General features: G+C 69.1%; 6 protein-coding genes and 1 pseudogene. All 7 read left to right on the top strand.

Annotated elements, in window-relative coordinates; genetic code table 11:
* On the top strand, positions 1-300 hold a 300-nt coding region (gene def, locus JMF90_RS19555; RefSeq protein WP_201325333.1), incomplete at its 5' end, for a peptide deformylase.
* A gap of 34 nt (positions 301-334) precedes the next feature.
* Positions 335-1327: a methionyl-tRNA formyltransferase gene (gene fmt, locus JMF90_RS19550; RefSeq protein WP_201317046.1), complete on the top strand. Its 993-nt coding sequence runs from the start codon at positions 335-337 to the stop codon at positions 1325-1327.
* Positions 1328-1446: 119 nt separating this feature from the next.
* Entirely contained in the window at positions 1447-2088 is a 642-nt protein-coding gene (locus tag JMF90_RS19545; protein ID WP_201317045.1) for a LysE family translocator, read from the top strand.
* A 100-nt stretch (positions 2089-2188) separates the two neighbouring features.
* The gene (gene htpX, locus JMF90_RS19540; RefSeq protein WP_023476430.1) at positions 2189-3046 is read left to right on the top strand and encodes a zinc metalloprotease HtpX; all 858 of its coding nucleotides are present in this window, start codon (positions 2189-2191) and stop codon (positions 3044-3046) included.
* Between the two features lie 231 nt (positions 3047-3277).
* Positions 3278-4669 carry a 16S rRNA (cytosine(967)-C(5))-methyltransferase RsmB gene (gene rsmB, locus JMF90_RS19535; protein ID WP_124622315.1) on the top strand — a complete coding sequence of 464 codons (1392 nt, stop codon included), beginning with the start codon at positions 3278-3280 and terminating at the stop codon, positions 4667-4669.
* A complete protein-coding gene (locus tag JMF90_RS19530; RefSeq protein WP_006477467.1) occupies positions 4666-5256 on the top strand; it encodes a DUF4390 domain-containing protein in 591 nt (196 codons plus the stop codon). The genes rsmB and JMF90_RS19530 overlap by 4 nt, the downstream gene beginning before the upstream one ends.
* Positions 5246-6262: pseudogene (gene esaS, locus JMF90_RS19525) on the top strand (sensor histidine kinase EsaS); the annotation flags it as partial. The gene JMF90_RS19530 and the pseudogene esaS, both read left to right, overlap by 11 nt.

The raw sequence follows: 6262 nt of genomic DNA, 5'->3' as shown, positions 1-6262 counted from the left end.
GAGCTGCGCGCGTTCATCAACCCGGAGATCGTGTGGTCGAGCGACGCGAAGCAGACCTATGAAGAAGGCTGCCTGTCGGTGCCCGGCATCTACGACGAAGTCGAACGCCCCGACCACGTGCGCGTGCGTGCGCTCAACGAGCAGGGCGAGACGTTCGAGCTCGACTGCGAAGGCCTGCTCGCCGTGTGCGTCCAGCACGAGATGGATCACCTGATGGGCCGCGTGTTCGTCGAATATCTGTCGCCGCTCAAGCAGACGCGTATCAAGACGAAGATGAAGAAACTCGAACGCGCGATGTGATGCGCGTGCGCCCAGCCCGACCCCGAACGCTGTCATGACCCATACGTTGCGCGTGATTTTTGCCGGCACGCCGGAATTCGCCGCGGCTGCCCTTGCCGCGATCCACGAGGCCGGTTTCCCGGTGCCGCTCGTGCTCACCCAGCCCGATCGCCCGGCCGGGCGCGGGATGAAGCTTCAGGCGAGCGCCGTGAAGCGCTACGCGGTCGAGCACGGGATGGCCGTCGCGCAGCCGCCGTCGCTGCGTCGCGCGGGCAAGTACCCGGCGGAGGCGGCCGACGCGATCGAACTGCTGCGCACGACGCCGCACGACGTGATGGTGGTGGCCGCGTACGGCCTGCTGCTGCCGCAGGAAGTGCTCGATATCCCGCGCGCCGGCTGCATCAACATTCACGCATCGCTGCTGCCGCGCTGGCGCGGCGCGGCGCCGATCCATCGTGCGATCGAGGCAGGCGACGCCGAGACGGGCGTCACGCTGATGCAGATGGACGTCGGCCTCGACACCGGCGCGATGATCGAGGAGGCGCGCCTGCCGATCGCACCCGACGATACGACCGCGACGCTGCACGACCGCCTCGCCGCCGACGGCGCGCGGCTGATCGTCGACGCGCTCGTGCGGCTCGAGCGCGACGGGACGCTGCCGGCGACGCCGCAGCCGGCCGACGGCGTGACCTACGCCGAAAAGATCGGCAAGCACGAAGCGGCGCTCGACTGGCGCAAGCCTGCCGACGTACTCGCACGCCAGGTGCGTGCGTTCGACCCGTTCCCGGGCGGCGTTGCGACGCTCGACGGCGCGGCCATCAAGCTGTGGGCGGCCGAGCCCGTGGCGGCGCATGCCACGATTGCCAGCGCGGCGCCCGGCACGATCGTCGAAGCCGCGCCGGAAGGCGTGGTGGTCGCATGCGGCAGCGGCGCGCTGCGCGTCACCCAGCTGCAGAAGCCCGGCGGCAAGCGGCTGCCTGCACGCGAATTCCTCGCCGGTTCGCCGCTCGCCGCCGGCCAGCGTTTCGCGCTGCCCGACGTCGACTGACAGGCCTGAGCGCCATTCGACCCGGTCTGCCGGCCCGGCGCAACTGGCCGGACGGCCGAGTCGCGCGGGGCGGCAGGCACGCGTAGAATTTCCCTGCGCTCCCCGGTTTCGAGGTTTTCATGTTCGGCATCACCCATTTCGGCTTCTTCGTGTTCGCGGTCTTCCTGCTGAACATCACGCCCGGCCCCGATACGGCCTACATCGTCGGCCGCAGCGTCGCGCAGGGGCGCGACGCGGGGCTGATGTCGGCGTTCGGCATTTCGGCCGGCTGCTGCGTCCACGCGCTCGCCTGCGCATTCGGCCTGACCGCGCTGCTGGCCGCGTCGGCCACCGCGTTCACGGTGATCAAGCTGGTCGGCGCCGCGTACCTGATCTATCTCGGCGTGCGGATGATCATCGTGAAGCAGGCCACCGCGCCGTCGGGCGCCGCAGCCGCGCAGGCCGCGGCCGCCAAGCCGCTACGCCAGTTGTTCATGCAGGGTTTCTGGACCAACGTGCTGAATCCGAAGGTCGTGCTGTTCTTCGTGTCGTTCTTCCCGCAGTTCGTGTCGGCCGACAGTCCGCACAAGGCCTGGGCGTTCCTGACCCTCGGCGCGGTGTTCGTCGCGATGAGCACGGTCTGGACGAGCCTGGTTGCATGGGTGGCGGGCAGTGTCACGCAGCGATTTTCCGGCAAGCCGGGCGTCAGGAAGTGGCTCGATCGCACGGTCGGCAGCGCTTTCGTCGGGCTCGGCCTGCGTCTTGCCGCTTCGCAACGCTGAGATTGAATTTTTCCGGCAAGACCTTATCTAACAAATCGCTTACAATTTTCCGCCGTGCCCTGTGAGGTGCGGCGGGTCCCCTGACGGATAAGGAGTGGGTATGTTCAATTGGGTCAAAACGGCGATGCTGATGGCCGCGATCACGGCCCTGTTCATCGTGATCGGCGGGATGATCGGCGGCTCGCGCGGCATGACGATCGCGCTGCTGTTCGCGCTCGGCATGAATTTCTTCTCGTACTGGTTCTCGGACAAGATGGTGCTGCGCATGTACAACGCGCAGGAGGTCGACGAGAGCACGGCGCCGCAGTTCTACCGGATGGTGCGCGAGCTGGCCACGCGCGCGAACCTGCCGATGCCGCGCGTCTACCTGATCAACGAGGATGCGCCGAACGCGTTCGCGACGGGCCGCAACCCCGAACATGCGGCGGTCGCCGCGACGACGGGCATCCTGCGCGTGCTGTCGGAGCGCGAGATGCGCGGCGTGATGGCGCACGAACTCGCGCACGTGAAGCACCGCGACATCCTGATCTCGACGATCACCGCGACGATGGCGGGCGCGATCTCGGCACTCGCGAACTTCGCGATGTTCTTTGGCGGGCGCGACGAGAACGGCCGGCCGGCCAACCCGATCGCGGGGATCGCGGTCGCGCTGCTCGCCCCGATCGCAGGCGCGCTGATCCAGATGGCGATTTCGCGAGCCCGCGAGTTCGAAGCCGACCGCGGCGGCGCGCAGATTTCCGGCGATCCGCAGTCGCTCGCCACCGCGCTCGACAAGATCCATCGCTATGCGGCGGGCATCCCGTTCCAGGCGGCCGAGGCGCATCCGGCCACCGCGCAGATGATGATCATGAACCCGCTGCACGGCGGCGGCCTGCAGAACCTGTTCTCGACGCACCCGGCCACCGAGGAGCGCATCGCGCGCCTGATGGAGATGGCGCGCACCGGCCGCTTCGAGTGACCCCCGGCGACCCGCGCGGCTGCTGCCGCGTGGGGCCGCCCCGCCACCCCGCATGCTTCGCGCTGCGGGGTGTTTCATTTGTGCGCGCCGTAAAGGGGCCAAAGGGCCAGCATGGCCGCACGCTACAATGCGCGGTTTGGGATCGCCGGGCCATCGGCCGCCGCGATCCCGCCGTTTGCCGTATTTGTTTGCCGCACCTGATTGCCGCGCCTGCTTGCCGATTCCGCACCGATGACACGACCCCGTTCTTCCGCTCCGACTTCTTCCGGCCGCCCGGCGCGCCTGGCTGCGCTGCACCTGGCGCCCGATTCGCTCGGCTTCGCGCTCGACGCGGCCGCGCAGGCGGTCGACGCGGTGCGACGCGGTACCGCGTTGCCGGCGGCGCTGTCGACCGTATTCGCGCAGATGCCGTCCGGTGCGCAGGCGCTCGCGCGCGGCGCGACGCAGGACGTCGCCTACCGGACGATGCGTCGCCTCGGCAGCGCGGACTGGCTGATCGGCAAGTTCGTCAGCAAGGCGCCGCCCGCGCACGTGCACGCGGTGCTCGCCGGCGCGTTCGCGCTGCTGCTCGACCCGCCTGACGAGGCCGCGTACCCGGCGTTCACGGTGGTCGACCAGGCCGTCACCGTCATCGGTGCGCGCCGCGAATTCGCGTTCGCGAAGGGGATGGTCAACGCGGTGCTGCGCCGTTTCCTGCGCGAGCGCGACGCACTCGTCGCCGCGATGCAGGACGACCCGGTCGCACGCTGGAACTACCGCGCGTGGTGGGTCGATGCGGTGAAGCGCGCATGGCCCGATGCGTGGCAGGCGATTCTCGCGGCCGGCGAGCATCAGGGGCCGCTGACGTTGCGTGTGAATGCGCGCCGAGCGAGCGTCGATGCGTATCTCGACACGCTGCGCGCGAGCGGAATCGACGCGACCGCGATCGGCCGGCACGCGGTGCGGCTCGCGTCGGCGCTGCCGGTTGAGCGCATTCCGGGCTTCGCCGACGGCGTGGTGTCGGTGCAGGACGCCGGCGCGCAGCTCGCGGCCGAATGGCTCGGCGCGCGCGACGGCATGCGCGTGCTCGACGCGTGCGCGGCGCCCGGCGGCAAGACGGGCCATATTCTCGAACTCGCCGATGCGGAAGTCGTGGCGCTCGAAAGCGACGCGACGCGCGCGGCGCGCATCGGCGAGAATCTCGTGCGCCTGTCGCTCGCGGCGAACGTGTGCGTCGGCGATGCGGGCGCGCCGGACACCTGGTACGACGGGCGTCCGTTCGATCGCATCCTGGCCGACGTGCCGTGCTCGGCGTCCGGCATCGTGCGGCGGCACCCCGACATCCGCTGGCTGCGCCGCGAGGCCGACATCCCGGCGCTGGTCGCGGAGCAGCGTCGCATCCTGTCGGCGCTGTGGCCGCTCGTGAAGCCGGGCGGCGAACTGCTTTACGTGACCTGTTCGATCTTCCCGGAAGAAGGCGAATTGCAGGCCCGCTGGTTTGAAGCGGCCTGTGAAGATGCGGTACGATTGGACGCCCCCGGCCAACTGCTGCCGGGCAGCGTGCAGGGACGGGCGGCCGCCGGCGCACTCGACCAGAACACCGATCACGACGGATTTTTCTACGCGCGGTTTCAGAAACGGTGACGATCAAACACCTTTTTCCCTTTCGGCTCGCGGCCGTCCTGCTGGTCGCGTTGACGCTGTGCCTGGCCGTCGTCCGGCCGGCGCATGCCGAATCGATCGCCGTGCAGCGCGCATCGCTCCAGTCCGACGGCAGCGGCTGGAGCCTGGACGCGCGGTTCGACTTCGAGCTGAATCCGAACCTCGAGGATGCCGTCAACAAGGGCATCCCGCTTTACTTCACGACCGACTTCGAGCTGAGCCGCGCGCGCTGGTACTGGTTCGACGAGCAGCCGGTGGCGGTCACGCAGACGATCCGCCTGTCGTTCCAGCCGCTCACGCGCGAGTACCGCGTGTCGACGGGCGGCCTGCAGCTCGGCTTCCCGTCGCTGAAGGATGCGCTCGCGGTGGTCCGCCACATCACGTCGTGGCACGTGATCGACCGTAACCAGGTACGGGCAGGCGAAACCTACACGGCGTCGGTGCGGATGCAGCTCGACACGGCGCTGATGCCGAAGCCGTTCCAGGTCGATGCCGTGAACAACCGCGACTGGACGCTCGGGTCGGACTGGAAGCGCTTCAACTTCACGGTGACCGAACGTGCTAAATAAAGTACGCCGCGCGGCCAGCGGGAAGAGCCTCCTCATCCGCGTGATCGTCTCGACGGTCGCGATCACCGCACTGCTGCTGCTCGTGCTGCTCGCGGCCGCGAGCGCGAACACCGAATTCTTCGACCGCTACTACTCGTGGCTGTACGCGACGAACATCATCGTCGCGCTCGTGTTCCTGCTCGTGGTGCTCGGGCTGATCGGGATGATCGTCGTGCGCCTGAGGAAGGGCAAGTTCGGCACGCGGCTGCTCGCGAAGCTCGCGGTGTTCTTCGCGCTCGTCGGCGTGGTGCCGGGCGGGATCATCTACATCGTGTCGTACCAGTTCGTGTCGCGCAGTATCGAGTCGTGGTTCGACGTGAACGTCGAGACGGCGCTGACGGCCGGGCTGAACCTCGGCCGCGGGATGCTCGATGCGTCGCTGTCCGATCTGCAGACCAAGGCGCGGCTGATGTCCGACCAGCTCGCGAGCGTCGACGCGAACACGAACGGCACGACGCTCACGCTGCTGCGGCTGCGCGACCAGTTCGGCGTGCAGGACGCGACGATCGTCGAGCCGAGCCGCGGCGGCTCGGGCGCCGCGCCCGACCTGCACATCGTCGCGCAGGCGTCGGGCAATTTCGCGGCGCTGATTCCGGACGACCTGCCGACGCCGCTGATGCTGAGCCAGGCGCGCGAACACGGCGCGTATGCGGCGATCGAGGGCGAGGTCGACGGCGACCCGCGCGCGCATGGCGCGAAGGGCGCGCTGCGGTTGCGCGTCGTGCGGCCGATTCCCGATGCGACGACGTCGCTGCTGCAGCCGGCGGAGCGGTTCCTGCAGCTCACGCAGCCGGTGCCGCCCGGGCTCGCGCACAACGCGGACGCCGTGCAGCGCGCGTACCGCGAGTACCAGGAAAAGTCGCTCGGCCGCACGGGCCTGCGCAAGATGTACATCGGCACGCTGACACTCGCGCTGTTCCTCGCGACCTTCATCGCGATGATGCTCGCGCTCGCGCTCGGCCAGCAG

Source organism: Burkholderia sp. E168m23 (assembly GCF_016586125.1).
Classification (GTDB): Bacteria; Pseudomonadota; Gammaproteobacteria; order Burkholderiales; family Burkholderiaceae; genus Burkholderia; species Burkholderia orbicola.
The sequence above is the reverse complement of the archived record's forward strand: the minus strand, read 5'-3'. Positions and strand labels throughout refer to the sequence as shown.

Coding starts and splice junctions, on each gene's coding strand:
- fmt (WP_201317046.1), top strand. CDS start 335: ATGACCCATACGTTGCGCGTGATTTTTGCCGGCACGCCGGAATTCGCC.
- JMF90_RS19545 (WP_201317045.1), top strand. CDS start 1,447: ATGTTCGGCATCACCCATTTCGGCTTCTTCGTGTTCGCGGTCTTCCTG.
- htpX (WP_023476430.1), top strand. CDS start 2,189: ATGTTCAATTGGGTCAAAACGGCGATGCTGATGGCCGCGATCACGGCC.
- rsmB (WP_124622315.1), top strand. CDS start 3,278: ATGACACGACCCCGTTCTTCCGCTCCGACTTCTTCCGGCCGCCCGGCG.